This window comes from Shumkonia mesophila, from assembly GCF_026163695.1.
Classification (GTDB): Bacteria; Pseudomonadota; Alphaproteobacteria; order Rhodospirillales; family Shumkoniaceae; genus Shumkonia; species Shumkonia mesophila.
In genome coordinates this window covers 173488-197796 of the sequence record NZ_JAOTID010000005.1, presented here as the reverse complement: position 1 = coordinate 197796, position 24309 = coordinate 173488, and the positions used below count along the sequence as shown (strand labels likewise).

General features: G+C 62.8%; 20 protein-coding genes and 1 riboswitch. Of the genes, 12 read left to right on the top strand and 8 right to left on the bottom strand.

Annotated features, from left to right (window positions below):
• Positions 1-15 precede the first annotated feature (15 nt).
• The 6 genes from kduI to ODR01_RS10725 all read left to right on the top strand — a co-directional run bounded on the left by kduI (position 16) and on the right by ODR01_RS10725 (position 6311).
• Complete coding sequence (gene kduI, locus ODR01_RS10750) at positions 16-846, top strand: 5-dehydro-4-deoxy-D-glucuronate isomerase (protein WP_316977649.1); 831 nt, start codon at positions 16-18, stop codon at positions 844-846.
• 79 nt (positions 847-925) lie between these two features.
• Positions 926-2020: a quinone-dependent dihydroorotate dehydrogenase gene (locus ODR01_RS10745; protein ID WP_316977648.1), complete on the top strand. Its 1095-nt coding sequence runs from the start codon at positions 926-928 to the stop codon at positions 2018-2020.
• A gap of 19 nt (positions 2021-2039) precedes the next feature.
• Positions 2040-2936 carry a DMT family transporter gene (locus ODR01_RS10740; RefSeq protein ID WP_316977647.1) on the top strand — a complete coding sequence of 299 codons (897 nt, stop codon included), beginning with the start codon at positions 2040-2042 and terminating at the stop codon, positions 2934-2936.
• A gap of 39 nt (positions 2937-2975) precedes the next feature.
• Positions 2976-3230: riboswitch (cobalamin riboswitch) on the top strand.
• 139 nt (positions 3231-3369) lie between these two features.
• Positions 3370-5406 (top strand): ribonucleoside triphosphate reductase, encoded by a 2037-nt coding sequence (locus tag ODR01_RS10735; RefSeq protein ID WP_316977646.1) that lies wholly within the window; start codon positions 3370-3372, stop codon positions 5404-5406.
• A 14-nt stretch (positions 5407-5420) separates the two neighbouring features.
• A complete protein-coding gene (gene nrdD / locus ODR01_RS10730; RefSeq protein WP_316977645.1) occupies positions 5421-5615 on the top strand; it encodes an anaerobic ribonucleoside-triphosphate reductase in 195 nt (64 codons plus the stop codon).
• Positions 5616-6311, top strand: a complete 696-nt coding sequence (locus ODR01_RS10725) for an anaerobic ribonucleoside-triphosphate reductase activating protein (protein WP_316977644.1) — start codon at positions 5616-5618, stop codon at positions 6309-6311.
• A 3-nt stretch (positions 6312-6314) separates the two neighbouring features.
• On the opposite strand, the gene ODR01_RS10720 is transcribed toward ODR01_RS10725, so the two are convergent.
• Both ODR01_RS10720 and ODR01_RS10715 read right to left on the bottom strand, forming a co-directional pair.
• Positions 6315-8009, bottom strand: a complete 1695-nt coding sequence (locus ODR01_RS10720) for a glutamine--tRNA ligase/YqeY domain fusion protein (protein ID WP_316977643.1) — start codon at positions 8007-8009, stop codon at positions 6315-6317.
• Positions 8010-8099: 90 nt separating this feature from the next.
• Positions 8100-9413, bottom strand: coding sequence for an O-antigen ligase family protein (locus ODR01_RS10715; protein WP_316977642.1), 1314 nt, complete (start codon positions 9411-9413; stop codon positions 8100-8102).
• A gap of 143 nt (positions 9414-9556) precedes the next feature.
• Here ODR01_RS10715 and galE point away from each other — a divergent pair, with 143 nt between their 5' ends.
• A complete protein-coding gene (gene galE, locus ODR01_RS10710; protein WP_316977641.1) occupies positions 9557-10555 on the top strand; it encodes a UDP-glucose 4-epimerase GalE in 999 nt (332 codons plus the stop codon).
• Positions 10556-10579: 24 nt separating this feature from the next.
• Here galE and ODR01_RS10705 read toward each other — a convergent pair whose 3' ends face one another.
• Positions 10580-11479 (bottom strand): glycosyltransferase family 2 protein, encoded by a 900-nt coding sequence (locus ODR01_RS10705; protein WP_316977640.1) that lies wholly within the window; start codon positions 11477-11479, stop codon positions 10580-10582.
• Positions 11480-11774: 295 nt separating this feature from the next.
• Here ODR01_RS10705 and ODR01_RS10700 point away from each other — a divergent pair, with 295 nt between their 5' ends.
• Together ODR01_RS10700 and ODR01_RS10695 are read left to right on the top strand one after the other, a co-directional pair.
• Entirely contained in the window at positions 11775-12710 is a 936-nt protein-coding gene (locus ODR01_RS10700) for a lysylphosphatidylglycerol synthase transmembrane domain-containing protein (protein WP_316977639.1), read from the top strand.
• Positions 12711-12809: 99 nt separating this feature from the next.
• Positions 12810-13892 (top strand): radical SAM protein, encoded by a 1083-nt coding sequence (locus tag ODR01_RS10695; RefSeq protein ID WP_316977638.1) that lies wholly within the window; start codon positions 12810-12812, stop codon positions 13890-13892.
• Positions 13893-13894: 2 nt separating this feature from the next.
• Here ODR01_RS10695 and ODR01_RS10690 read toward each other — a convergent pair whose 3' ends face one another.
• Positions 13895-15028, bottom strand: a complete 1134-nt coding sequence (locus tag ODR01_RS10690; protein WP_316977637.1) for a glycosyltransferase family 4 protein — start codon at positions 15026-15028, stop codon at positions 13895-13897.
• A complete protein-coding gene (locus ODR01_RS10685) occupies positions 15025-15747 on the bottom strand; it encodes a class I SAM-dependent methyltransferase (protein WP_316977636.1) in 723 nt (240 codons plus the stop codon). Before ODR01_RS10685 ends, ODR01_RS10690 begins: the two co-directional genes overlap by 4 nt.
• Between ODR01_RS10685 and ODR01_RS10680 the strand changes: the two genes are divergently transcribed.
• Entirely contained in the window at positions 15746-17887 is a 2142-nt protein-coding gene (locus ODR01_RS10680; RefSeq protein ID WP_316977635.1) for a hypothetical protein, read from the top strand. The two genes, ODR01_RS10685 and ODR01_RS10680, sit on opposite strands and share 2 nt — an antisense overlap.
• Before the next feature lie 26 nt (positions 17888-17913).
• On the opposite strand, the gene ODR01_RS10675 is transcribed toward ODR01_RS10680, so the two are convergent.
• A complete protein-coding gene (locus ODR01_RS10675) occupies positions 17914-18714 on the bottom strand; it encodes a class I SAM-dependent methyltransferase (RefSeq protein WP_316977634.1) in 801 nt (266 codons plus the stop codon).
• A 249-nt stretch (positions 18715-18963) separates the two neighbouring features.
• On the opposite strand from ODR01_RS10675, the gene ODR01_RS10670 reads away from it, so the two are divergent.
• Entirely contained in the window at positions 18964-20388 is a 1425-nt protein-coding gene (locus ODR01_RS10670; RefSeq protein WP_316977633.1) for an MBOAT family O-acyltransferase, read from the top strand.
• A 2-nt stretch (positions 20389-20390) separates the two neighbouring features.
• Positions 20391-21341 carry a hypothetical protein gene (locus ODR01_RS10665; RefSeq protein ID WP_316977632.1) on the top strand — a complete coding sequence of 317 codons (951 nt, stop codon included), beginning with the start codon at positions 20391-20393 and terminating at the stop codon, positions 21339-21341.
• A 12-nt stretch (positions 21342-21353) separates the two neighbouring features.
• Here the strand turns inward: ODR01_RS10665 and ODR01_RS10660 are convergent, their stop codons facing one another.
• Both ODR01_RS10660 and asnB read right to left on the bottom strand, forming a co-directional pair.
• Entirely contained in the window at positions 21354-22301 is a 948-nt protein-coding gene (locus ODR01_RS10660) for a glycosyltransferase family 2 protein (protein ID WP_316977631.1), read from the bottom strand.
• Between the two features lie 129 nt (positions 22302-22430).
• A complete protein-coding gene (asnB, locus tag ODR01_RS10655) occupies positions 22431-24305 on the bottom strand; it encodes an asparagine synthase (glutamine-hydrolyzing) (protein WP_316977630.1) in 1875 nt (624 codons plus the stop codon).
• Positions 24306-24309: the final 4 nt, after the last annotated feature.

Here is a 24309-nt window from a genome sequence, read left to right as displayed (position 1 = left end):
AAGGGATTAGGACCGATGGACGTTCGCCAGGGCATGCACAGCGCCCACGCCAAGACATTGACGACCGAGGAGCTCCGCCGCGAGTTCCTGATCGAGCAGATTTTCGTTCCCGGCAAGGTCACCATGACCTACAGCCATATCGACCGCATCGTGGTCGGGGGCGTCTGCCCCACCGGCAAGCCGCTGGTCATCGAGGCCGGCAAGGAATTCGGCGTCGACTACCTGCTGGAGCGCCGGGAACTGGGGACCATCAACATCGGCGGCCCCGGTACCGTCAGCATCGACGGCAAGGACTATGACTTGGCCACCGAGGATGGGCTTTACATCCCGATGGGCACCAAGAACCTGTCCTTCCGCAGCAAGGACGCGGCCAAGCCGGCCAAGTTCTACTTCGCCTGCACGCCGGCCCATACCGCCTATCCGGTGGTCAAGATCAACATCGCCGACGCCTCGCCCGAGAAGCTGGGCAAGCCCGAAACCGGCAACGTCAGGACCATCTACAAGTACCTGCATCCGGCGGTGCTCAAGACCTGCCAGCTGTCGATGGGTTTGACGAAGCTGGAGCCGGGCAGCATGTGGAACACCATGCCCTGCCATACCCACGAGCGGCGCATGGAGGTCTACTTCTACTTCAACATGCCCGAGGACGCCGTCGTCTTCCACATGATGGGCGAACCCACGGAAACCCGGCACCTCATCATGCGCAACGAGCAGGCGGCGATCAGCCCCAGCTGGTCGATCCATTCGGGCGTCGGCTCGCAGGCCTATACCTTCATCTGGGCCATGTGCGGCGAGAACCAGGTGTTCCACGACATGGACCACGTGCCGATGACGACGTTGAAGTAGGCCGTTTCCGATCTTTCCTTTCTCGCGGGCGGAGAGAGGCCGGCGGCCTCTCCCCGACCCTGCCAGGCAGTTCCCCCTGATGAGTTTCTATTCCGTCGCCGTCCGGCCCCTTCTGTTCCGGTTCGACGCTGAGCGCATGCACCACGCCTCGATCGAGACGGCCGCCCGCGTGGGATGGGCGCAGGGCCTTCTTTCCGCCCTGTACGGCTTTGCCGACCCGTCCCTGGAGACCGAGGTCTGCGGCCTCGCGTTCGCCAACCCGCTGGGGCTGGCCGCCGGCTATGACAAAAGCGGCGAGGCGGTTCGCGCGCTGGCCGGCCTCGGCTTCGGGCACGTCGAGATCGGTTCCGTCTCGGCCGATCCCTCGGCCGGCAATCCGAAGCCGCGTCTTTTCCGCCTGCCCGCCGACCGCGCCCTGGTCGTGCATTACGGCTTGCAGAACGACGGCGCCGACATCATCGCCAAGCGCGTCGCCGCCGCCCGTCTTGCGGTGCCGCTCGGCGTCAACATCGTCAAGACGAACCGCGGCGCCGGCGCCTGCCCGGACGGCGAGGACGCGATCATCGGCGACTATCTGCGCTCCGTCCGGCTGTTCAAGGATGACGCCGACTATCTCACCCTCAATCTCAGTTGCCCCAACACCGAGATGGGCCGGGACTTTTTCGCCGACAAACCGCACGTCGAACGCTTCCTCGCGGCGCTTGGCGAAGTCGGCATCCCCTGCCCGGTCTTCCTCAAGGTGTCGCCAAAAAGCGGCATTCCCGGCATCGAGATGCTGCTCGAAGCGGCCGAGGGGCACGATTTCGTGTCGGGGTTCGTGTTCAACCTGCCGGCCGGCAAACCGGACAACCTGGTGACGCCGAGGGAGGTCTGGGAATCGTGGCCCGGCGCCGTCTCCGGTCATCCGGTCGAGTCGCTGATCAATTTTTCCATCCGCGAGATGTACAGGCGGATGGACACCCGGCGCTACCGCATCGTCGGCGTCGGCGGCGTGTTCACCGCCGAGCAGGCCTACGAGAAGATCCGCCTGGGTGCCTCGCTGGTCCAACTACTGACCGCCCTGGTCTATGAGGGGCCGGGAGTCGTCGGGCGCATCAATCGGGGCCTGTGCGGGCTGCTGGCCCGCGACGGTTTCAAGACCATCGCCGAAGCGGTCGGCACCGCCCACACGTAACCGCCCCCGGGGCCCACCCATGCCGTTCTCCGCCGCCCCGTCTCCTCTCTCGAACAACGTCAAGGGCATCCTGTGGATGCTGGCTACCGCCGTCCTGCTGACGGGAACGGCGGCCATCAGCAAGTACCTGGGCCGCACCCTGCCGGTGGTCGAGATCGTCTTCTTCCGCATGGCCCTGGGCGCCCTGGTCATGCTGCCGTGGCTGCTGCGCCACGGCCTCCGCGGCCTCGCCACCCAGCGCCTGGCCACCCATTTCTGGCGCTCGATCCTGGGTGTCGGCGCCTTCGTGCTTTACATCTACGCCGTCAGCAACATGCTGCTCGCCAACGCCGTCGCGCTCGCCTTTTCGACGCCGCTGTGGATGATCGTCATGTCGCACCTGATGCTGGGCGAGCGCGCCGGTCCGGCCCGCGGCATCGCCACCGTCATCGGCTTCGCAGGCATCCTGGTCATCGCCCGCCCCGACGTCGAAATCAGCCTGCCGGCCCTGGCGGCGCTGGCCAGCGCTTTTCTGTTGTCGCTTGCCATGATCTACGTGAAGCGCTTATCGGCCACCGAGTCGCCCACCAAGCTCGCCTTCTACGTCCAGTTCTTCGGGGCCGTGTTCACGGCGCCCTCGACCGTGCTGGCCTGGCAGACGCCGAACGCCGTCGAATGGACGTGGCTGATCGTCCTTGGGCTGACCGGCGCCCTCGGCCTCGTCACCCAGGCCCGCGCCTACGCCATCGGCAGCCCGACGGCGGTGACGCCGGTCGATTTCACCCGGCTGCCCATCGCCGTGCTGCTCGGCATGGTGTTCTTCGGCGAGTTGCCAGATCTTTGGGCGTTCGCCGGCATGGCCCTGATCGTCGGTACCATCCTGTTCATCTCGCGCCACGAGCGGCATCGCCGCCGTACCGAAAGTGGCCCTTCCTGACAGCCCTCCTAACGCCTTGTCGGGGTCCCATATTTGGTATAGCCTGTTCGAGTTCCTGGTGTTCGACGCAAGATATTGTGGCGAACGGCAACAGGGAATCCGGTGCGAATCCGGAACTGACGCGCAGCGGTAAGGAGGAACAAGAGCCGCAGGCGGTGCCGAGCGTTCGGCCCCGCAGGCACTGATCGACGGATCGGGAAGCCGCGGCTCGAGGCCCACCCCGGGCGTCCGGAATCATCCGGCGCCAGGGGATCGCCTCCAAGTCCGAAAACCTGCCGGGAACATGAACCGCGACAACCGATCGCGCGGTTCGGCGTTCGGGCCTTCGCGATCTGGGGCCACGGAGCCGTGGGCGTCGCCTTGCCGCGCCCGCGTTTCCCTTCCCTTCGCGCGTTCCCGTCGCCGACCCGCGACGGAAAGGAAGGGAATGTCCATGAACGAAAAAGACCGGCTGGCCGCATCCCGTTTCGTCCCCGGCCAAGTCATCAAGCGGGACGGTCGGGTGGTGCCGTTCGACGGCGAACGCATCGTCTCGGCGGTGCGCCGCGCCGGCGAGGCCGCGGGCGAGTTCGGCGAGGAGGAGGCCCGGTTGCTGACGGCCCAGGTGCTGAAGGTGCTGCGCCACCGCTTCGAGGCCGGCGCCCCCGCCATCGAGCAGATCCAGGACATCGTCGAGCAGGTCCTGATTTCCGCCAACCACTTCAGGACGGCCCGGGCCTACATCGTCTATCGCGAGCAGCACGGCAAGCTGCGCCGCGACCGCCAGACCCTGGTCGACGTCGCCTCGTCCATCAACGAATACCTGGAACGCGCCGACTGGCGGGTCAGCGCCAACGCCAACCAGGGCTATTCCCTGGGCGGCCTGATCCTCAACGTGTCGGGCAAGGTGGTCGCCAACTACTGGCTGAGCCACGTCTACCCGCCCGAGGTCGGGGCGGCGCATCGGGACGGCGACCTGCACATCCACGACCTCGACATGCTGTCGGGCTATTGCGCCGGCTGGTCGCTGCGCTCGCTTTTGCTCGACGGCTTCAACGGCGTTCCCGGCAAGGTCGAGGCGGGGCCACCCCGGCATCTGTCCAGCGCCGTCGGCCAGATGGTCAACTTCCTGGGCACCCTGCAAAACGAGTGGGCCGGCGCCCAGGCGTTCAGTTCCTTCGACACCTATCTGGCGCCCTTCATCCGCAAGGATGGCCTTTCCTACGACGAGGTCCGCCAGTCGATCCAGGAGTTCATCTACAACCTCAATGTGCCGTCGCGCTGGGGCACCCAGACGCCGTTCACCAACATCACGCTCGACTGGGTGGTACCCGAGGACCTGCGCGAGCAGGCCCCGGTCATCGGCGGCCGCGAGATGCCCTTCACCTACGGCGAATTGCAGCCCGAACTCGACCTCATCAACCGCGCCTACATCGAGGTGATGATGAAGGGCGACGCCAAGGGTCGCGTCTTCACCTTCCCGATTCCCACCTACAACATCACCAAGGATTTCCCCTGGGACGGCCCCAATACCGAGCGGCTGTTCGAGATGACGGCCAAATACGGCCTGCCCTATTTCCAGAACTTCCTCAACTCGGACCTGGAGCCGGGCATGGTGCGCTCCATGTGCTGCCGGCTTCAGCTCGACCTCCGCGAGCTGATGAAGCGCGGCAACGGCCTGTTCGGATCGGCCGAGCAGACCGGTTCCATCGGCGTCGTCACGCTCAATTGCGCCCGGCTGGGCTATCTCTTCAAACACGACGAGGCGGGCCTCCTGGCCCGCCTCGACACGCTGCTGGCGCTGGCGCGCACCAGCCTGGAAATCAAGCGCAAGGTCATCCAGCGCCACCTGGACGCCGGGCTATTCCCCTATACCAAGCGCTACCTCGGCCACCTGCGCAACCACTTCTCGACCATCGGCGTCAACGGCATCAACGAGATGATCCGCAACTTCACCGGCGGCGCCCACGACATCACCGACGATTTCGGCCACGCCATGGCCTGCCGCCTGCTCGACCACGTGCGCGAGCGGATGATCGGCTTTCAGGCGGAAACCGGCCATCTTTACAACCTCGAAGCCACGCCCGCCGAGGGCACCACCTATCGGCTGGCCCGCGAGGATCGCAAGCGCTTTCCCGACATCCTGCAGGCGGGAACGGCCGAGGCCCCTTACTACACCAATTCCTCGCAATTGCCGGTCGGCTTCACCGACGACCCCTTCGTGGCGCTCGAGCACCAGGAGGCGCTGCAGGCGCGCTACACCGGCGGCACCGTCATGCACCTCTACATGGGCGAGCGGATTTCCAGCGCGGAAGCCTGCAAGACCCTGGTCCGCCGGGTGCTGGAACGCTTCCGCATCCCCTATGTGACGATCACCCCCACCTTCTCCATCTGCCCGGTGCACGGCTATTTGGCCGGCGCCCAGAAGTTCTGTCCCAAATGCGACGCCGACATCCTTGCCCGCAAGCGGGCCGAGGCGGCCGCCGCCTGATCGAGGAGTTTCCGATGCACGGTTCCACCCCTGATTTCCACCCTTCCGAAATCCGCCTCGCCGACGAGGAACGCCAGCCCTGCGAGATCTGGACCCGGGTCATGGGCTATCACCGCCCGATCAGCGAGTTCAATCCGGGCAAGAAAAGCGAACAGGCCGAACGTCTTCCCTTCCGGGAACCCGGCCTGGCGCCCGCCGCCGACCGCTAGATGGCGGCCGACGACCTGGTGGTGGGCGGAATGGCGCCGCTCACCACCATCGACTATCCGGGCCGTCTGGCGGCCGTGCTGTTCTGCCAGGGTTGCCCGTGGCGCTGCCCCTATTGCCACAACCCCCACCTGCTGAAACGGCAGGCGGAGCATCCCGTTGCCTGGGGCGACATCCGGGCCTTCCTGCGCAAACGGCGGGGATTCCTCGATGCCGTGGTGGTCAGCGGCGGCGAACCGCTGCTGCAGGCCGCCGTCGTCGACGCCGTGGCGGGGATCAAGGCCATGGGCTTTTCCGTCGCCCTGCACACCGGAGGAAGCCATCCCGCCCGCCTGCGGCACCTGCTGCCCCATCTCGACTGGGTGGGATTCGACGCCAAGACGGCGTTTGACGCCTACGCCGGGGTCACCGGCATCGCCGGCAACGGCGAGAAGGCGTCCCGCAGCCTGGCCGAGGTACAGGCCGCTGGCGTCGCCTACGAAGTCCGCACCACCGTCGACGAGAGGCTGGTAAGCCGCGACGACCTGTTGCGGCTGGCCGACGATCTGGCCGGCCGCGGGGTCCGCACGTGGGCCCTTCAGGAATGCCGCGAATCGAAGGCGCCCGGCCGCTTTCCCGGGACCGTCCTGCTTGACGACGGGCCCTTCCTCGAACGCCTGGCCGGCCGCTTCGACGGGTTCACCGTCCGTCGGGCCTGACCCTTACCCTTTGCCGTCCTTGGCCTGGATCTTGGCCCAGGTGTCGCGCAGGGCCACGGTGCGGTTGAACACCGGCTTGCCCGGAGCCGAGTCGCGATCGAAACAGAAATAGCCCTGGCGCTCGAACTGCACCGCCTCGCCGGGGGCGCCTTCGGCCAGCGCCGGCTCGATCCGGCAGTCGGTCAGCACGGTGAGGGAGTGCGGGTTGATGTCGTCGACAAAATCGCCGCGTGCGCCCGGATCGGGCTTGGCGAACAGGTGGTCGTAGAGCCGGACCTCGGCCACCGGCGCGTGGGCTGCCGACACCCAATGGATCGTGCCCTTGACCTTGCGCCCGTCGGGCGAATCGCCGCCTCGCGTCGCCGGATCGTAGGTGCAGCGCAGCTCCGTCACTTGGCCGGCGGCGTCCTTCACCACCCCCGTGCAGGTGACGAAATAGGCGTAGCGCAGTCTCACTTCGGCGCCCGGCGCCAGGCGGAAGAACTTCTTGGGCGGTTCCTCCATGAAGTCGTCGCGCTCGATGAAGATCTCACGGCCGAAGGGCACCTTGCGGCTGCCGGCCGCCGGGTCCTCGGGATTGTTGATGGCATCGAGTTCCTCGACCTGTCCCTCGGGATAGTTCTCGATCACCACCTTCAAGGGATTCAGCACCACCATGCGGCGGGCTGCCGTCTTGTTCAGCACCTCGCGCGCGCAGTATTCGAGCAGCGCCATCTCGATGACGTTCTCGCTCTTGGTCAGGCCGACCCGGTGCACGAAATCGCGGATCGCCGCCGACGGAATGCCGCGTCGGCGAATGCCGCTCAGGGTCGACATGCGCGGGTCGTCCCAGCCGCGCACGTGGCCGTCGCGCACCAACTGGATCAGGCGGCGCTTGGAGACCAGCATGTGGGTCAGGTTGAGGCGAGAAAACTCGATCTGGCGCGGCTTCGAGGGCACCGGCAGGTTGTCGATGAACCAGTCGTAAAGGGGGCGGTGATCCTCGAACTCCAGCGTGCACAGCGAATGCGTGATGCCCTCGATGGCGTCGGACTGGCCATGCGCGAAATCGTAGGTCGGATAGATGCACCAGGCATCGCCAGTGCGCGGATGGGTGGCGCGCAGGATGCGATAGAGCACCGGGTCGCGCAGGTTGATGTTGCCCGACGCCATGTCGATCTTGGCGCGCAGAACCCGCTTGCCGTCAGGGAACTCGCCGGCCCGCATGCGGCGGAAAAGATCGAGGTTCTCCTCGATGGAACGGTCGCGATAGGGGCTGTTGCGGCCGGCTTCGGTCAGCGTGCCGCGATGCTCGCGGATCTCGTCGGCCGTCAGGTCATCGACGTAGGCTTTGCCGGCCAGGATCAGGTGTTCGGCCCAGGCGTAAAGCTGCTCGAAATAGTCCGACGCGTAGTAGAGGTGCTTGCCCCAGTCGAAGCCAAGCCAGCGCACGTCTTCCATGATGCTGTCGATGTATTCCTGCTCTTCCTTGGAGGGGTTGGTGTCGTCGAAGCGCAGATGGCAGCGACCGCCGAATTCCTCGGCGACGCCGAAGTTGAGGCAGATCGACTTGGCGTGCCCAATATGCAGATACCCGTTGGGCTCCGGCGGGAAGCGGGTGACGACCGCCTGATGCCGGCCCTCGCGAAGGTCGGCGCGGATGATGTCGCGGATGAAATCGCGGGCGCCTTCGTCGTTGGGGGTGTCAGCTTCGCTCATGCCGTTGGACTCCAGCCTTCGGAAAAAAAGGAGTAGGGGCGGGCGAGGCCGCCCCGGAGATGCCTTCTGTGCAAGAATTCGGGGCGGGCGTCAAGGAGGCGTCGGCGTGGAGATCGACCCGCTGCGCTGCCGTGGCGTCTCTCTCCCGGCTTCTGCAGGCCGCCCCGCGTACAGCAGCGCCAAGACCAGAACGTATGAAACCTGCCACCATGCCGACCAGAACGAGAAATTAAAGAGGCCAGAAACGAAGAAGGCCGCCGATGCCGCCAGCGCGGCGAGTATCCTTCCCTCTCCGCCCATGCGATATCGGCGCAACATGGTGAAAAACTGCAGCGCCACAGCGATCAGCATGGCTAAACCGCCGATGATCCCGGTTTCGGCAAAGACCTCGAGAACCCAGTTGTGCGGATGGCTGGGCAGAACGGGGACACCGAATTCGATCGACGACGTCCCGGGCAATTGCGGAACCAGATTGATGGTGTTGATGCCCCATCCGACCCACGGACGCTGTTCGACCAAATGCAAGGCGTATTGCCAGATCACCTGACGATGAGAATCGACCAGCCATGCCGGAAAAATCAGCGCGTCCTCCGGAACCGGGCCGCCATGCGGGCGGGCGCTCAGATAAAATAGAATGCCGGCGATCGTAAGGACGAAGACCAGCACCAAGCTAGCCGCCCAGCGGCGGGATTCACCGCGGGTCACGCAGGCGACAAGCACGATGCCCAGAGCCCCGATCAACCCCGCCATGCCGGCCCGACTGCCCGCCAGCACGGCCAGGGTGAGTAAGCCCATGGCCAACGCGAGCGATGCCGCTTTCCACAAGCCGCCGAGCCGCCATCCCGCCCATGCCACGAACGGCACCAGGACAACCGCCGCCGAGGCAAAGCCCTTGACCATCAGCACAGCGTGCTCGGTCGAGGATGCGACACGGCCTTTGACGAGCACCATCACGTCGGGAAAAGCCCAGACGCCAAAATCGGCGACGAGAAGGCCAAACGCCAATCCGACGAACAACACCTTGAGCAGAAGATCCAACGCCCGCGGCCGACCACTGAAATAGGCATACACCCACACGCCCAGCGCAAGGAACAGGGCCATCCGCGCCAGCACCTGGACCGACGCCCATGGGAGATAGGAAAGCACCGTACTCGGTACCCAAGCGGTCAGAACCGCCACCGCAATCGTCACCTGCGGCGTGACGGCGGCCCGGCGGAAATTATGGAACGTCTCCGCCCGCCCAGGTGAAAACAGCATCGCCAGCATGCCCGCCACAAGGATGGCAGCGAACGCCCCCCGACTGTTCAGCAGCGCCAAGCTGGACAATCCCATGGCGACGGCGGCGATCCTGACCGACACCGCCATGAGTGCCTGGGGTTCTTCCGGAGCGTTGACGGAGCGCATGTCTCTCTCAAATATGGGCGAGGCGGGAACCGATAATTTTTCGCATCAAGGCTTGCCTTGGGAAGCCATTCAAGTGAAAAACGGCTCGCCGGCACTTTTTCTCACAGTTGCAGTCGGCTGGCGATGGGAGCAAACGAACGATCATGGGCGAAACCATCCTGGTGGCCGGAGGCGCCGGTTATATCGGCAGCCATGTTTGCAAGGCGCTGGCGCGAAATGGATACCTTCCGGTCTGCTACGACGACCTGTCGACCGGCCATGCCTCGGCCGTGAAATGGGGCCCCCTGGAGAAGGGACGTCTGGGGGACGCGGTCCGGCTCGCCGAAGTCATCGACCGGCATCGTCCGAGCGCCGTGGTGCTCCTGGCCGGTTTCATCGCCGTCGGCGAGTCGGTCGTCGATCCCGCGCGGTACTATCTCAATAACGTGGCCGAGACCATTACCTTTCTCAACGCCCTGAAAGACGCCGGCATCAGCCACCTCGTCTTTTCGAGTTCGGCCGCGGTCTATGGCGCGCCCCGCCAAACGCCGGTCGGTGAAGATCATCCCACGTGGCCCGCCAATCCCTATGGCTGGACCAAGTTGATGGTGGAACGCATGTTGGCGGATTACGCCCCCGCCTACGGCATGCGTTCAGTGGCGTTGCGCTATTTCAACGCGGCCGGCGCCGATCCCGACGGCGAGATCGGCGAAGACCACGACCCCGAAACCCATCTCATCCCGTTGGCGCTCGACGCCGCGCTGGGCCGTCGCGAGGCAATCACCATCTTCGGCGACGATTACGACACGCCTGACGGAAGCTGCGTGCGCGACTACATCCACGTCAGCGACCTGGCCGACGCCCACGTCCTGGCCCTCGGCTGGTTGCGAGGACAAACGCAACCTACGGCCGAGGCATTCAACCTCGGCAACGGCAACGGCTATTCGGTGAAGGAAGTGATCGCCACGGCCGGCCGCGTGACGAAGCGCGAGATCCCGACGCGAATGGCGGGGCGCCGGAGCGGCGATCCGGCGATCCTGGTCAGCGATGCGGGTCGGGCGAAAGACGTGCTTGGCTGGACGCTACGCCACGCCGATTTGGAGACCCAGATCGCCCACGCCTGGGCATGGCACGGGAAAAAAGCAGCGGCACCAACAGACTGATCGGCCGACGGCAACTTGATCCGGTCACCCCGCCATCGCCTTGCGCGAAACGCGCGCGGACTGAGAGTACGGCATCAATTTCTGGAATAGCTTGGCGAAAAGCGGCTTCGGCAGTACCCGGTGCAGCGCCAGCCAGAAGAAATATAACCCCAGATAGTAGGTCGAGGGCTTCTCCCGCCACATCAACCAGGACGCAACGAGACCGCGAAGACGGTACGCGTTGGGGTTTTTCTTCTGAATGTCCCGCCACAAGGTGCCGTGGCGCGGCCCTGAAATGGCCTTCAACATCCCGGTCTGGCTGACGCGGTAGTGGAAAAGCGGTTCGCGCAACGGCGCGCCGACCACACCATGGCGCCCAAGACGGATGTTGAATTCCCAATCCTCGTAACCGCGACGCATGCTTTCGTCGTACCCGCCGAGTTCGCACCACACCGATTTCGGCAGCAGCAGACAATAAGGAAGCTGATTGAGGAACAGTTGCTCGAAGTGATTGTATTCCTTCTCGACGGTGCCGGACATGTCCCCGCACAGGCTCAAGTGGCTGAACACGAAGGAGCGCGGGGGCATGGTGCGGATCTTCGCGATGGCCCTCTCCAGGAACGTCGGCTCCAGCCAATCGTCGCAGTCCAGCGGCAGCACATAGGTGCCTCGCGCATGCCGGAACGCCGTGTTGCGCGCGGCCGGCAGGCCATAGTTGCGCTGGCGGATCAGACGAACGTCGTCACCCACACTGTCGAGAAAGGTCAAGGTCTCGGGATCGTTCGACCCATCGTCGACGACGACAATCTCGAAATCCCGGAACGTCTGGGCGCGCACGCTGTCCAACGTCTGTCGCAAGTGCCGGTGCGCGTTGAAGCACGGCAGCACGACGGAAACCAGGGGTGCACGGCCGTCTTGACGATCCGTTGATGCTGCGTCGTTCATGGGCCGGAATTTAGTTGAGGACGCATCTGCTGTCCATCGGGCTCGGCACAGAAGCATGCCGACCGTGGCCCGGGGAACGGCGGTGCGTCGTTCCCCGGGCGCGGATTGCCCAGCCACTGCCGCGGGAAAGATGGTGTTGATCAACGCATCCCGGCCACATATGGTGAATCCGGATTTGTCGCGGCGGGACCGGCCTTTCAGTGGCCTTGCAACACGGCTTCTTCTGTCTCGTGGCCTCCGTTCGTTTGCCTGGTGGGCGGAGCGGAAGCGGTTCTCTGTAGGAGCGGATGGCGCAATGACCCGAAGCCGTCTGTTATCACTTGCCCGTGTGCTTGTTTCGCTAGCGTTATGTGGCTGGCTGGTTTGGCATATATCCTGGCCCGAACAAGTCGATGCTTTCGGGCGTATCGCCGGATGGGTTTTTCTCGTGGCTTTGGTGGGGCGCCTGGGGTGTTACCTGCTGGTGTCGAAACGGTTGCAGATATTGATGCGGGCAACTGGCAGCGCCGTGCGCTACTGGCCCATCATGCAACTCACCTTCATCGGGGCTTATGCCGGCAATTTTCTGCCATCCACGGTCGGCGGCGATGCCATCCGGGCGACGTTCCTGAAGCGCCATGGGCATGAGTATCGGAAGACGGTACCCCTGCTCGTGGGAGATCGCATGCTCAACCTGTTCGCCGTCTTGTTGCTGGGCCTCTGTGTCCTGTTCGTCCCGGACCTATGGCGGTCATTCACCCTGCACGTCCCCACTGTGGGGCAACTCGCGGTCGGCGTCATCGCCATCGCTGCCATCACCCTCCTGCTGGTCGGGTTGATCTGTCTGCCGCGACTGCGGGACATTTTCGCGGCGCTTCGACACGAAACCCTGACCGCCACCACCCTTCTCGCCCGACGGCCGATTGTCATTGCGACGTGTCTGGGCCTGTCGTTGCTTTCCGAAGCGACATCTTTCGGTACCGTATACCTGCTGGCCGATGGCGTGGGGACGGGAGCGACCCTCCTTGAGATATTTGCCGTTATGGCACTGGTTCAGATCATCGTTCTGTTGCCGGTGACGATTAACGGGATCGGCCTTCAGGAGGCGGGATTCGTTCTCCTGCTGACGCAGGTGGGCGTCACCACCCAGCTCTCCCTCACGATCGCGATCCTGGTGCGGATGATAGCGCTGTTGACCACTTTGCCCGGCTTACTGTATCTCCTGCGGGGAAAGTTTCAGAGACCCACTTGACTGGCTTTGTGCTAGTCTTGGACGCAGTTGCCGATGGCCCGCTGTGGCGGCCCGAACAAAATCTGTTAACGGAACTTCCCAGCTTGGCAGGACGGTAGCATGGCGCTTCGTGTGATCGACAACCTACGCAAATTGCACGAAAAGGCGACCGTGCGCTGCGGATCGGGCTACGTGAAGCGGATCGTCACCCACAATCCGATCGTTCGCGGCGGCAACGTTGCCAGAATCGCGTCATCGGTCAGTCGGACCGAACTGCCGGCAAATCCGACGTTCATGCCGCCCGCGATCATCTTGGAACCGACCAACCGATGCAATCTGAGGTGCGAAACCTGCATTCTGGGAACGGATCGAGCCTACAAGAACTACGCCAAGCGCGATCTGACGGTGGACGATTTTCGCCGGGTTTTGGACCAGATTCCAACACTCGTTCATATCGTCCTGCAGGGGATCGGTGAGCCTCTTCTGAACGAGTCCCTGCCAGACATGATCCGCCTAGCGAGGCAGCGGGGCATTACCTGCTCCTTCAACACCAACGGCACCCTTATGAACGAGAAGAAGTTCGTGGAAGTCATGGAGGCCGGGGTCGAAGAGATATCTTTTTCAATTAACAGCATTGACGAAACGGTTTTTGCACAGACACGGTCGGGCGCGTCACTTCCCAAGGTGCTTCGCAACCTCGATCGCGTCCTGGAGATCCGCCGCGAACGCGGAACCAAGGGACCGATCGTCGGTACGCGGTCCATCTTGATGCAGGAAACGGTCCCAGGGGTGGAAAAGCTCGTCGAGTACTGCGCCGACCGGGGGGTCGATCGCGTATGTTTCCAGGATTACCTGACCGGATTCGGCCAAGCCAAGATGGACGAGAGCAAGGTGAGCGACGAAGAAGTGAAGACCGTGCTACAAAGGCTGTTGGACACGGGCCGGCGCCGCCGCATTCAAGTCATCAACGATAAGGGGGGCAATGGTCTGGGCGCCTGCCGGCAGCCGTGGCTCAGCCCATTCATCACGGCCGAGGGGTACGTAACCCCCTGTTGCACGATCGCCGACCCCTCGACGATCAATTTCGGCAACATCCTCAAAGAGGATTTTCAGGCGATCTGGCATAGCGAGAGCTATACCGCCTTCCGCGACCGCTTCTACCGGGACCGGCCCTTCATCTGCACCGTCTGCCCGCATTACTGACCTTAGCCCGCCGTCGCCGCTCGCGCCAGGACGGCCTCGTAAGAGTCGACAATGCGGTCGAGGCTGAACCGTTCGCAGAGATCGAAACTGGCCGCTTGATAGGCGCCCAGGCGTTGGCGATCCGACATCAGTTCCGCCAGTCCGGTCCGAAACGCCACCATGTCATCGACGGGAGCGGCGGCACCGTTTACGCCGTCCAAAAGAACGTCCGCCAACCCGGGAGCGGTGCTGCCGACGATGGCCAAGCCGTGCCTGAGGGCGTTGACGGCAACAACAGGCATGCCTTCGAACTTCGAGGGGATCAGCAAGACGTCGGCGATGGCCATGATACGGTCCACCGTCTCCGGCTCCACCCAGCCATGAAAGCGAACGCGCTCCATAAGCTGCAAGGCTGAAACCAGGTCACGAGCCTTGGCCATATCCGGTCCGTCCCCGACCAGATCCAAAGTCCAATCTTGATCCAAAAGCCCCCCAAGCGCCTCGAGGGTCAAATCCAGATTTTTTTGGCTATTAAAGCGACCCACGAATATCAGACGGATAGGCTCTTGCCGACCTCTGGTCGAACGCTCGGAGGACCGCCCGGATACGCCGTTGGGGATGACCGTAACGGTGCGAGAAAAGGCCCGCTCGGCCAGATCCCGCACGAAACTGCTTACCGCGGTCAGGGCGGCCGCGGCAGCAACAATCCGCCTGACAAAGGGCATGACGATTCGAAAGGCCGCGTCCGTCTGGCTCGGTGCCCCACCCGGTACGTCGCCCAGATGGAAGGTAATGACGAAGGGTATACGAAGGAGTTTAGAAACCGCGTAGGCGACGGCTCCGCTTGGCACGGCGAAATGAGCATGGATTACGTCGGGCCGAAAACGCCGGGCCGTTCGAAACGCCGGCAGGAAGCTGGCAAGGACGTAGATGCCCATACCGAATATGCTCGCCCCTTCGGCCCGCCGGCGCAGCACCTTGTTGCGACGGACAATGATGCCTTCCAAGACCTCTTGCTCGGGCAAACCGCGAAAAGCCGACGTGTGTACGCAGACTTCGTGCCCCCGCGCGCCAAGTGCGGTAGCGACATCCCGCGCAACCTTGCCGCCCCCGCCACCAAGCGGAGGGAACTCGTAGCAGATAACCAGGATCTTCATGGCCGCTTGGCCAGCACCGCGACGTAATCGCCCCTGCGCCAGGAATTGAGGCGGAACAGTTGGTACAAGCCTTCCGCCGCCAGCCGCCGCAACGCCCCGAACTCACCAGTCGTTCCCGCGCCGTTCATGCCGTTGTTCAAATCGCGGTACAAAGGCGAATACAGGGGAAACCCCCATTCCACGGTACGCACGATCGACAGCCCGTTTGCCACCATCTTGCTGGCCACCTCGCCGCGGCCGTAGTTGCGGATATGGCCGACATTTCGTTCGAACCGCCGCATGCGGCCTTGCAGCGTTGAGACAATCAAATAGCCCCCCGTCATCGCCGCGAGGTGGCGAAACGCGCTGTCGTCATCGACGATGTGCTCGACCACGTCGGTGCAGACGACCAAGTCGAACCGCTCCGGCACATGAGCCTTCTCGAGGTCGAGTTGGAAGAACCTGCCCTCCGGCACCCGCCGGCGGGCCAGGGCGATGCCCTGCTCGACAAGCTCGGCGCCTGCCAGCGAGGCTTGCGGATGCAGGCGGCCGAGATCGCGCAGCAAAGACCCTTCGCCGCAGCCGACATCCAGTATGGTGCCTATGCCTGGTTGACGGGCTAGGGTCGTGATGATGCGGCGCATGTGTCGGGCGGTCGGCCCCAGACGTCGCATATCGTCCCACTCGCCCGACCAAGCCGCCTCGTAGTCCTTGATTGGCGTTGTGGAATTCTCCACCATGGACCGCCTTCTCCGCCCAGCTTGCCCGTCCCGCTTCGACCGCTTCGTAGCACGCTCACAGGACATTGTCGACATGCGCGTTTGGCCAATGAATCTGCCCGTTGTCATCGGCAAGTTGCTCCGGTTTGCAAGCAGCGTTCTAAGGACAATCGAAGCACAAAGCGGCAACCGTTTCTTCGCTATCTGCCTTGGCTTTTTCGTGGCGGTCGAGGTCTTCGTCACATTGGGGCCGGCACTTCATCGCGTCTTGCCGGTCGAACCGGACGATGCCCTGACGTACCTTCTGCGGACGGCCCAGATGGTCGAATGCCCCCGTCAGGATTGTGTGGCGTTGGAAGACCTGCGTGTTCAGTTGTCTGCCGTGATGGACGACCCGCAACTCGCCGCACCGGTCCAGGAAGCCTATTGGCATGTCTTCCTCAACCATGTTCCGGGCTATTCGCTGACGGCGGCCGTATTGAGAACGCTCGGACTGAGCTTCTTTCAGACATACAATGTGTTGACCATCCTGGGAGGAATCGCGATTGCGGTGGGTGCTGCCATCTGGGCGCGGGCACTCGTCGGTGCGTGGGCGGGCGGCATCGCCGTGGTGCTGTTCGCGCTGACCTATTTCGTCGGCCATGGGCTGATCTGGATCGTGCCGAGCAACATGACGCTCGGCATGGCCATGCTGGCGTTTGGGCTGCTCGTTGAAAGACGGGAGCAGCGAGGCATGATCCCGTTCTTCCTGCTCGTGCTGATGGCCGCCATGCTGTCCTGGCACTCGATCGGCCGGTTCTACGCAGTTGCCCTGTTGCTGAGCTACGCGGCGCTGGTACGACGCCCGTACGTTCGCGTCGATTGGATCTTCCTGACGATTGGGGTGGGGTTGGTGGGGGCCTCCGAGGCACTGCCCTACGTAATCGAACGGCCTCTGCTGCGGATGCCCATTGTACCCCTGCCGTTCGAGGGGACGGCACTCGACGCCGTGCTGGCGAATGTCAGGGAGATGCCACGCATCGTCGCCCGATCTGCCATTGCGACGCTGGGTTACGGCGGACTGGTCGCTGTCGTCGTGATTGCGGCCCTCACGCTGCCACGATGGCGACGGTGGCCGTTTCTGTTGTTTCTCGCCGGTTTCGGCGGCTTGTGCGCTGCATCGCTTCTGCATCTGTCGCCGCGCATACCGGCGGAGATCTTCGCGCGGTTCTGGGTTCCCCTGGCCCTTCTCCTGTCCTGTGCGTTCGCGTGGGTGCTGCTGAGCGCGGCCAAGGTAGCGGTGCCGTTGATGGAAACGTATCTGGCCGCCGGGGCCGCAGGCCCCGAGAAGCGGGGTGACTCGATCCTGCGCGAGGGGCTCGCCCTGCTTCTCCTTCTGGGCATGCTTTGCGGGGCGATGCTCCATGTGATCGTCGGCGCCTATGCCATCGTCCGTGCGGAACGCATGGTCAGTGCTCGCGACGACTTCGCGTATTTCCCTGACAGCGTGACCCTGCTGCGCGATTCCGACGGCCGCTGCGGCCGCATTTTCTATAGCCGGAAGGAAGTCATGTTCGCCCATTTTCTGGATGGCGCCATGGACTGCCGCGTCTATTGGAACCCGTCCGGGAAACGCGACTTGGCCGGCTCCGGTTTTGCCGATGTCCGGCGGGTCGCCTTTTTCAACCCAGTCCGCCACAATCAGGGGTGGGTCGATCTCGCTCCCAGTTCGGGTGTCGTCGTCGACTTCGAACGCACCCCGACCGGATCGCCATACCTCCTGTTGCGGGGGCGCGGAGAGGTTGAATGGAAGCTGGTTGATGCCAAGGAACGCACCATCGCGAAAGACCGCATCGCCATAGAAGAAGGACCCGCGACATGGCGCCAATTGGATGCTTCGGCATGGCGGCCGCAGTTGCGCCTGATCCTGACGACGCGGACGGGCCGCGTTGAAATGGGCGGCATTCGTATCGCCGGCACGGCGGCCGTGCCGGCCGATCGCAACCCTGTCAGATGGCCGTGGGGAGAAGGCGTACGAATGAAATATTTCCCTCGCGTTCCCCATCAGGACGTTCCCGCGGCCGACATCGCCTTCGACGCCGCTCTTTGGGCCAACGTATCCGGCCGCCCCCTGCGCGTTCTTGACGATCGGGGATTTGGCGTGATCGCGACCGTACAGTAGCGGCGGGCTTCCCGGTATCCTCTCGGCTACGCGGCCCTTCTGGCCACCAGCGTCACCAAGGTGACGGACATGGTAGGATCATCGCGATCGAAATCCTTGCTGACCCGGTCGCGGATTTTTGCATAGCCCGCCGCGTCCGATTCCTGAACCGGCACCTCGGCGCGATATCCCATCTTGTCGAACAGGCGCAGATAGTCACTCAGGCGCCAGCGCGGCAGGTCTCCGGGATCAAGCCACCGCGTCCAGGTGTGCTTTTCGAACTGGAGAAAATGAAAGGGGTACTTGAAAAAATGATCGCGGAAATCGACCGCGTGACACATGCGCCCACCGGGCGCCAGTATGCGATCGAGCGAGCGCAGCACCGCCTCCGGCTCCGACAGGTGCTCGAGCACCGAATGGGAAACGACAAGGTCGATGGACGCCTCGGCAACATCTTCGACGTTGCCGAGGCGTACCACCCTGTCCGCCAGATCATCCGGCACGCAGCCGGCATCGGCGGCGACCGTTCGCAATGCGACGCTGTCCGCAGCCGCATCCAGGGATCTGAAAGGCTCGACCGCACATACGCGCTCGGCCCCTTGGCTGGCGAGGCAGTAGGCCGCAGAGTTCGTTGCGCCAGAGCCGAGCTCCAGGATGCGCACGCCACGAAAGGGCTCGGCACCGCCAAGTGCCCTGCCCCACCCTTGCACGATAGGGTAAGGGGTTTGCATGCCGATATTCGCCTGATAGTACGGCAGCAGGCGCCCGATCCGCATCAGCGAGGCATCCGTGAACAGGAACTTCCGGACGAGCCGGAGGGCGACGTACTCCACATTTGACAATGGCATGTTGGTCTCTCCCGGAAAGCGGCAGCAGATTATCTTCGTGCGCACGTCGCTGCCAAGCGTCGTCCGCGTCACGAGAAAGAAAAGCGACGTCGTCGCCGATCCCGAAAGGCCTCAAGAAACTCCTTCAATCCGTCTTGAAAAACGTTATTCTGGCGCCGCACGGGGACGCTGTCGCCGACATCCCGCGGTGAAGACGATTAAACGCATAAGCTTGGCCGAGCGTAACCGGCCATCCGCAGGAATAACGTAATGGTTTTTACGAGCTACGCGTTTTGGGGATTTTATGCCGTCTTTTGTGTTTTCTACGCCGCCAACCTGAAGTTTGTCCGTTCCGTGAGGCTGCAGAACGTCATCGTCCTGGTCGGCAGCTATTTCGCCTACGCCTGGTGGGACTGGCGATTTCTCGCCCTCATCGTCGCCATCACCATCGTCACCTTCGTCGCCGCACGCCTCATCGAGAGCGGACGCTACCGCAAGCGTGCGCTGTGGGCGGCCACCGCGTACGCCCTGGGCGCGTTGTTCGTTTTCAAGTACTTCGATTTTTTCGTCGGCGAGGCCGACCAACTGTTGCGCGCGGTAGGCCTTGAGACATCGATCCACGGGCTGTCGCTTATCCTGCCGGTGGGAATCAGCTTTTACACGTTCCAGAGCCTCACCTATGTCGTGGACGTCTACCGCCGGTCCAGCCCAGCAAGCCGCAACCTTCTGGACTACGCGGCCTATATCGCCTTTTTTCCCCAACTCGTCGCCGGTCCCATCGAGCGAGCCGCCCATCTGTTGACGCAATTTCATGGACTGCGGGCTCCCAGCGGACCAGACATCATCCGGGGTCTGGAACTCATCCTGACCGGGCTGGTGATGAAGATCGTCGTGGCGGACAACCTGGCTCCAACGGTCGACCACATTTTCTCGAAGCCGATCGAAGATCAGTCGGGGGGCGTCCTTGCTCTCGGACTTCTGTACTTCACTTTTCAGATCTACGGCGATTTCTGCGGATATTCGACGATTGCAGTGGGGACCGCCAGGGTCTTGGGCTTCGACCTGATGCAGAACTTCAACACCCCCTACTTCGCGCGCTCTCCACGGGAGTTCTGGCAGCGGTGGCACATCTCGCTCAGCACCTTTTTCCGCGACTACGTCTATCTGCCGATCGGCGGCAGCCGTGTCGGCACCGGACGCGCCGCCGCCAACCTCCTTGCAACCTTTGCGCTAAGCGGCCTCTGGCACGGTGCGAACTGGACCTTCTTGCTATGGGGAATCTATCACGGCACCTTGGTGGCCGGACAACACTTGGCTCGGCGCCTGCCGGTATTGTCGTGGGCATTTCCTGGGCGGACGTTGTTAGACATCGCCTTCACCTTCTTGCTTGTGCTGATCGGTTGGAGTTTGTTCCGCAGCCCCGATGTCGGTCATTCCCTCGCATATCTCCAACGCGTCGTCGCAGATCTTTCTTTCCCCGAGGACTTCAAGTTCGTGTCGATCTACATCCCACTGTGCCTTGGCATGGACCTGGCATGGCGAGGCAATACCAACCTTCGCCTTGATGTTGGTCTTTTCGGGATCAAACAATTGCAGCCCTACATAAGTCTTGCCTATTATTCGGCCCTGTTCTGGCTTCTGGTTTTTTCGATCCAGAAGAACGAGGGTGTCACGTTCATCTACTTCCAGTTCTGATCATGCACGGGCCAATCCGCCTTCTTTCCCTCTTCCTCTTGGTGCAGGCGCTGATTTTGGCCGCACTTCTAAGTCTCTGGTTGTGGTTTCCGAAATCAGATCGCTTCCATCAGAATTACATGTTTGCGGCCGTCGATGCGGTGGACCGACTTAAGGCCGAGCGCGACACTCGGCGCGTCATCCTGCTGGGAGGATCGAATTTCGGTTTTTCGGCCTCGGCCGAAACGCTGAGCCGGCAGTTTGGCATCCCCGTGGTCAATCTGGGATTCCACGCGCGCTATGGATTCGAGAATATGTGGTGGAGCTTTCGGCCATACCTTGATCCGGCTCGCGATCTTATCGTCATCTCGCCGGAGTACGTGCAGTTCTCGAGTCTATCGGGCTATAGCGACGTCTTCTGCGAAGCAATCTACCTAGGCCGGACAATTGAGTTGGAGGCTCGAAAGCTCGCTTGCCTGCCCGACATACTCCGTTTCAGCCTTTGGGATGCCGCATACTGGGCGCTCGGGAAACGTCACCCACGCGACGCCTATTTCCGCGACGCCTTCAACGCCTACGGTGACACAACCGCCCACTATGACCTGCCGACCCGTCCATTCGAATCGGACAAGGGCTATATCGCCGTGCCGCAAACACAGCAGCAGGCCTTCGTCGATTTTGTGCGCGAACGCATTGTGGGAGCCGGCTTCCGCATCGTCTATGTGCCGATCTTCATTCCGCGGTCATCCTGCAAACGCGAGGATGACGTTTTGGAATTTCAGAACCGCTTGCTGGCTGTCTTCCATCAGCCGCCAGTCCACGATGCGGACGAACTGTGTTATCCGGATGAATTGTTCTTCGATACCTGGTACCACCTGCGTCGGCCGGGGGTCGAGCGACGCACGGCATTCATCCAGCACCAGATCGAGGCCGTTGCTCCGCTTTTCAGGACGGCGGGCAGGTCTCGCCCGTGAGAGCATTGCCGTTCATTCGATGTTTCGCGTGGCCCGTAGGGTATAAAACCGCTTGGCTTGGCTTTCGAAATAGACCCGCATCTGCAATTCGGCAATCAGGCCAAGCAGAATGAACAGCACGCCCGACAAGGCGAAGAAGGCCGCCAACAGCGGCAGCGGCGTTGACACGAAGGATGTCCCCTCGATCAGCTTCAGGCCCAGGGCCCAAAGCCCCGCCAGGAGGGCTGTCCCCAACGAGATCGTCCCCACGGTCCCAAAGAAATGGATCGGCCGGTCGAACGCCTTTTGCATGAAGCGAACCACCAGCAAGTCCAACAGCACCCTGTTGATGCGCCCCAAGCCATACTTCGACGTTCCGAACTTGCGCGGGTGGTGCATGACCACCAGCTCCGAAATCCGCGCCCCCTCCCAGGCGGCATAAATGGGCACAAAGCGGTGCATCTCGCCGTACAGGTGGACATTGCTCAAGACCTCGCGACGGTAAGCCTTCAGACTGCATCCATAGTCGTGCAACGGCACGCCCGAGATCCACGAGATCAGCCAGTTGGCGATCTTGGAGGGAAGTATTCGGCTCAGGGTCTGGTCCTGTCTGTCCTGGCGCCACCCCGACACCACGTCATACCCCTGCTCGATGCGTTCCAGGAGGCGTGGGATGTCTTGCGGATCGTTCTGCAGATCACCATCCATGGGAATCAGGACGTCGCCGGTCGCGTGGTCGATCGCCGCCATTAGCGCGGCCGTCTGCCCGAAATTGCGCTTGAAGTGAACGATCTTGAAACGGACGTCCGACGCGGCAATGGCGTCCATCACCTCCGCCGAACCATAGATCGAGCCGTCATTGACGAGAATAACCTCAAAAGGCTTTCCAAGAGTCTCCAGCGTCCCGAGAAGAGCCGCCCGAAGCGGTCCCAGGTTATCCTTTTCATTATAGATGGGTACCAAAATGGACAGCTTCATCATGTTGCTCCAGAAGTACTTCCTGGACCCCTGTCCCGGAAGCCGGCACGTATTTCAAGCCTCAAGTATGCGTTTTGGCAACCGGACCATTATCCATGCCCCCCGCCCACTCGGCACAACCAACGCAGCCGCCTACGTTCTGGCCCGGGTCACCGCCGCCAACACGCAGAGAGTCCAGATCTGACGGCTGTTGTCGTGGCGGCCCTGCCAGTGATCGCGCAATAATTTCTCCAATGCTGGGCGATGGAGCGCATCGTGGATGGGGCCGCTTGCCTCCAAAATCAACTCCCCTATCCTGCCGCGCAAGCGGCCACGAAACAAGGATGCCAAAGGCACGGCGAACCCGTGCTTGCCTCGCATAACGATGTCCGACGGCAGGTAACGCCTGGCCAGCCGACGCAGGATGTACTTTCCCGTCCCGTGGCGCAGCTTGAACTCCGTAGGCAACGACAACGCAAACTCGCCTATGGCCTTGGACAGGAACGGCGCCCTGACTTCCAAGGCATGATACATGGAGGCGCGGTCCACTTTCGTCAGTACCGAGTCGGGAAGGTAGCCACGGAGAAACAACCGAGACAACATACCGACCGGGTCAACGTCGGACTCGCCCCAGTTCTCGCCTGCCAACACCCCAAACTGCGAGGCCAGCAGCTGATCGACATTCCCGCCAGGCCAGACGCGTGATTGATCCGTCGCCGTCAATCCGGACATCCAGTACAGGCTCTGTACTTCCGGAGGCCGGCCAAAGCCGAAAGACAGTTGGCGGAATTTGAACGGCCAATTCATATAGCCGCTGGTCGCCGGCAAGGCGGACAAGACCTTCCGCACGGCGGCACCAAGTGCCGGCGGCAGCAGCGACATCATTCCGGCGTAACGCCGTACCACAAAGTTTGGATAGCCCAGGAACAACTCGTCGGCGCCATCCCCTCCGAGCGCCACCGTCACATGCTCGCGCGTGACCTGGGATAGCAGGTAGGTGGGGAGAATGCTGGCATCAGCCATCGGTTCGTCCAGGCGGGCAAGAACCCCGTCAAAGGCGGCCACGATCGCATCGCGCCCTACCGGTATCGTCCTGTGCTGCAGTGCCAGATGGCGGGCGGCGGCTTCGGCGTGCGAACTTTCGTCGAAACTGGCGTCCTCGAACTTTATGCTGAAGCTGTGCACGTTGGGGTCGCACCGTTTGGCATAGGCTGCGACGAGACTGGAATCGAGGCCACCCGACAGGAAGATTCCGACCGGCACGTCGGCAACCAGTCTGTCACGCACGGACTGCAAGAGCAGGTCGTCCAGGCGTTCAACATGGCATTCCAGCGATGCCACCGGCGCACTGTCGCCCCGAGGGTGATGCCAATAGCGAGTCAGCCTCGATTGGCCATCGCGAAACTTCAGCATCGTGCCTGGAGGGAGTTTCTTGATGCCCGCAATCCCGCTGTCGGGTGCCGGCAGGTATTGAAGAGCCAGGAACAACCTTAGGCTTCGTTCGTCCCATGGCCACCCGGCTAGGTCGGGATGAGCGCGCAGAGCTGCAAGTTCCGATGCGAAGTAGAGATCGCCACCATGTTCGGCATAGAACAGTGGTTTTTCGCCGAAACGATCACGAGCGAGCCACACGGCCCCGTCGGGGTCGCGATAGGCAAAGGCGAACATGCCATCAATGCGCCGCAGCGTGGCTTCGACGCCATTCCGGCGCAGCATCTGGAAGAGCACTTCCGTGTCGGAATTATCCCGCAACGGGATGCCCTCTTGGCGCAGTTCAGCAGCATGCTCGGTATAGCCATAAATCTCGCCGTTGAACGTGAGCGCGCTACCGTCGGCATCAACGCGGGGCTGGGCACCACCGCAGAGATCCACGACCGCAAGGCGGGTATGGGCAAGGGCAATCCGTCCGTCGCTGTAGTTGGCTTGCGCGTCCGGCCCGCGATGACGCAACCGCTCGCGCATGTCGGTAAGAGCCGCCGCCGCCTCTGCCTGCGTTCGATGTCGTGTGAAACCCGCAATGCCACACATGCTG

Coding starts and splice junctions, on each gene's coding strand:
- kduI (WP_316977649.1), top strand. CDS start 16: ATGGACGTTCGCCAGGGCATGCACAGCGCCCACGCCAAGACATTGACG.
- ODR01_RS10745 (WP_316977648.1), top strand. CDS start 926: ATGAGTTTCTATTCCGTCGCCGTCCGGCCCCTTCTGTTCCGGTTCGAC.
- ODR01_RS10740 (WP_316977647.1), top strand. CDS start 2,040: ATGCCGTTCTCCGCCGCCCCGTCTCCTCTCTCGAACAACGTCAAGGGC.
- ODR01_RS10735 (WP_316977646.1), top strand. CDS start 3,370: ATGAACGAAAAAGACCGGCTGGCCGCATCCCGTTTCGTCCCCGGCCAA.
- nrdD (WP_316977645.1), top strand. CDS start 5,421: ATGCACGGTTCCACCCCTGATTTCCACCCTTCCGAAATCCGCCTCGCC.
- ODR01_RS10725 (WP_316977644.1), top strand. CDS start 5,616: ATGGCGGCCGACGACCTGGTGGTGGGCGGAATGGCGCCGCTCACCACC.
- ODR01_RS10720 (WP_316977643.1), bottom strand. CDS start 8,009: ATGAGCGAAGCTGACACCCCCAACGACGAAGGCGCCCGCGATTTCATC.
- ODR01_RS10715 (WP_316977642.1), bottom strand. CDS start 9,413: ATGCGCTCCGTCAACGCTCCGGAAGAACCCCAGGCACTCATGGCGGTG.
- galE (WP_316977641.1), top strand. CDS start 9,557: ATGGGCGAAACCATCCTGGTGGCCGGAGGCGCCGGTTATATCGGCAGC.
- ODR01_RS10705 (WP_316977640.1), bottom strand. CDS start 11,479: ATGAACGACGCAGCATCAACGGATCGTCAAGACGGCCGTGCACCCCTG.
- ODR01_RS10700 (WP_316977639.1), top strand. CDS start 11,775: ATGACCCGAAGCCGTCTGTTATCACTTGCCCGTGTGCTTGTTTCGCTA.
- ODR01_RS10695 (WP_316977638.1), top strand. CDS start 12,810: ATGGCGCTTCGTGTGATCGACAACCTACGCAAATTGCACGAAAAGGCG.
- ODR01_RS10690 (WP_316977637.1), bottom strand. CDS start 15,028: ATGAAGATCCTGGTTATCTGCTACGAGTTCCCTCCGCTTGGTGGCGGG.
- ODR01_RS10680 (WP_316977635.1), top strand. CDS start 15,746: ATGGACCGCCTTCTCCGCCCAGCTTGCCCGTCCCGCTTCGACCGCTTC.
- ODR01_RS10685 (WP_316977636.1), bottom strand. CDS start 15,747: ATGGTGGAGAATTCCACAACGCCAATCAAGGACTACGAGGCGGCTTGG.
- ODR01_RS10675 (WP_316977634.1), bottom strand. CDS start 18,714: ATGCCATTGTCAAATGTGGAGTACGTCGCCCTCCGGCTCGTCCGGAAG.
- ODR01_RS10670 (WP_316977633.1), top strand. CDS start 18,964: ATGGTTTTTACGAGCTACGCGTTTTGGGGATTTTATGCCGTCTTTTGT.
- ODR01_RS10665 (WP_316977632.1), top strand. CDS start 20,391: ATGCACGGGCCAATCCGCCTTCTTTCCCTCTTCCTCTTGGTGCAGGCG.
- ODR01_RS10660 (WP_316977631.1), bottom strand. CDS start 22,301: ATGATGAAGCTGTCCATTTTGGTACCCATCTATAATGAAAAGGATAAC.
- asnB (WP_316977630.1), bottom strand. CDS start 24,305: ATGTGTGGCATTGCGGGTTTCACACGACATCGAACGCAGGCAGAGGCG.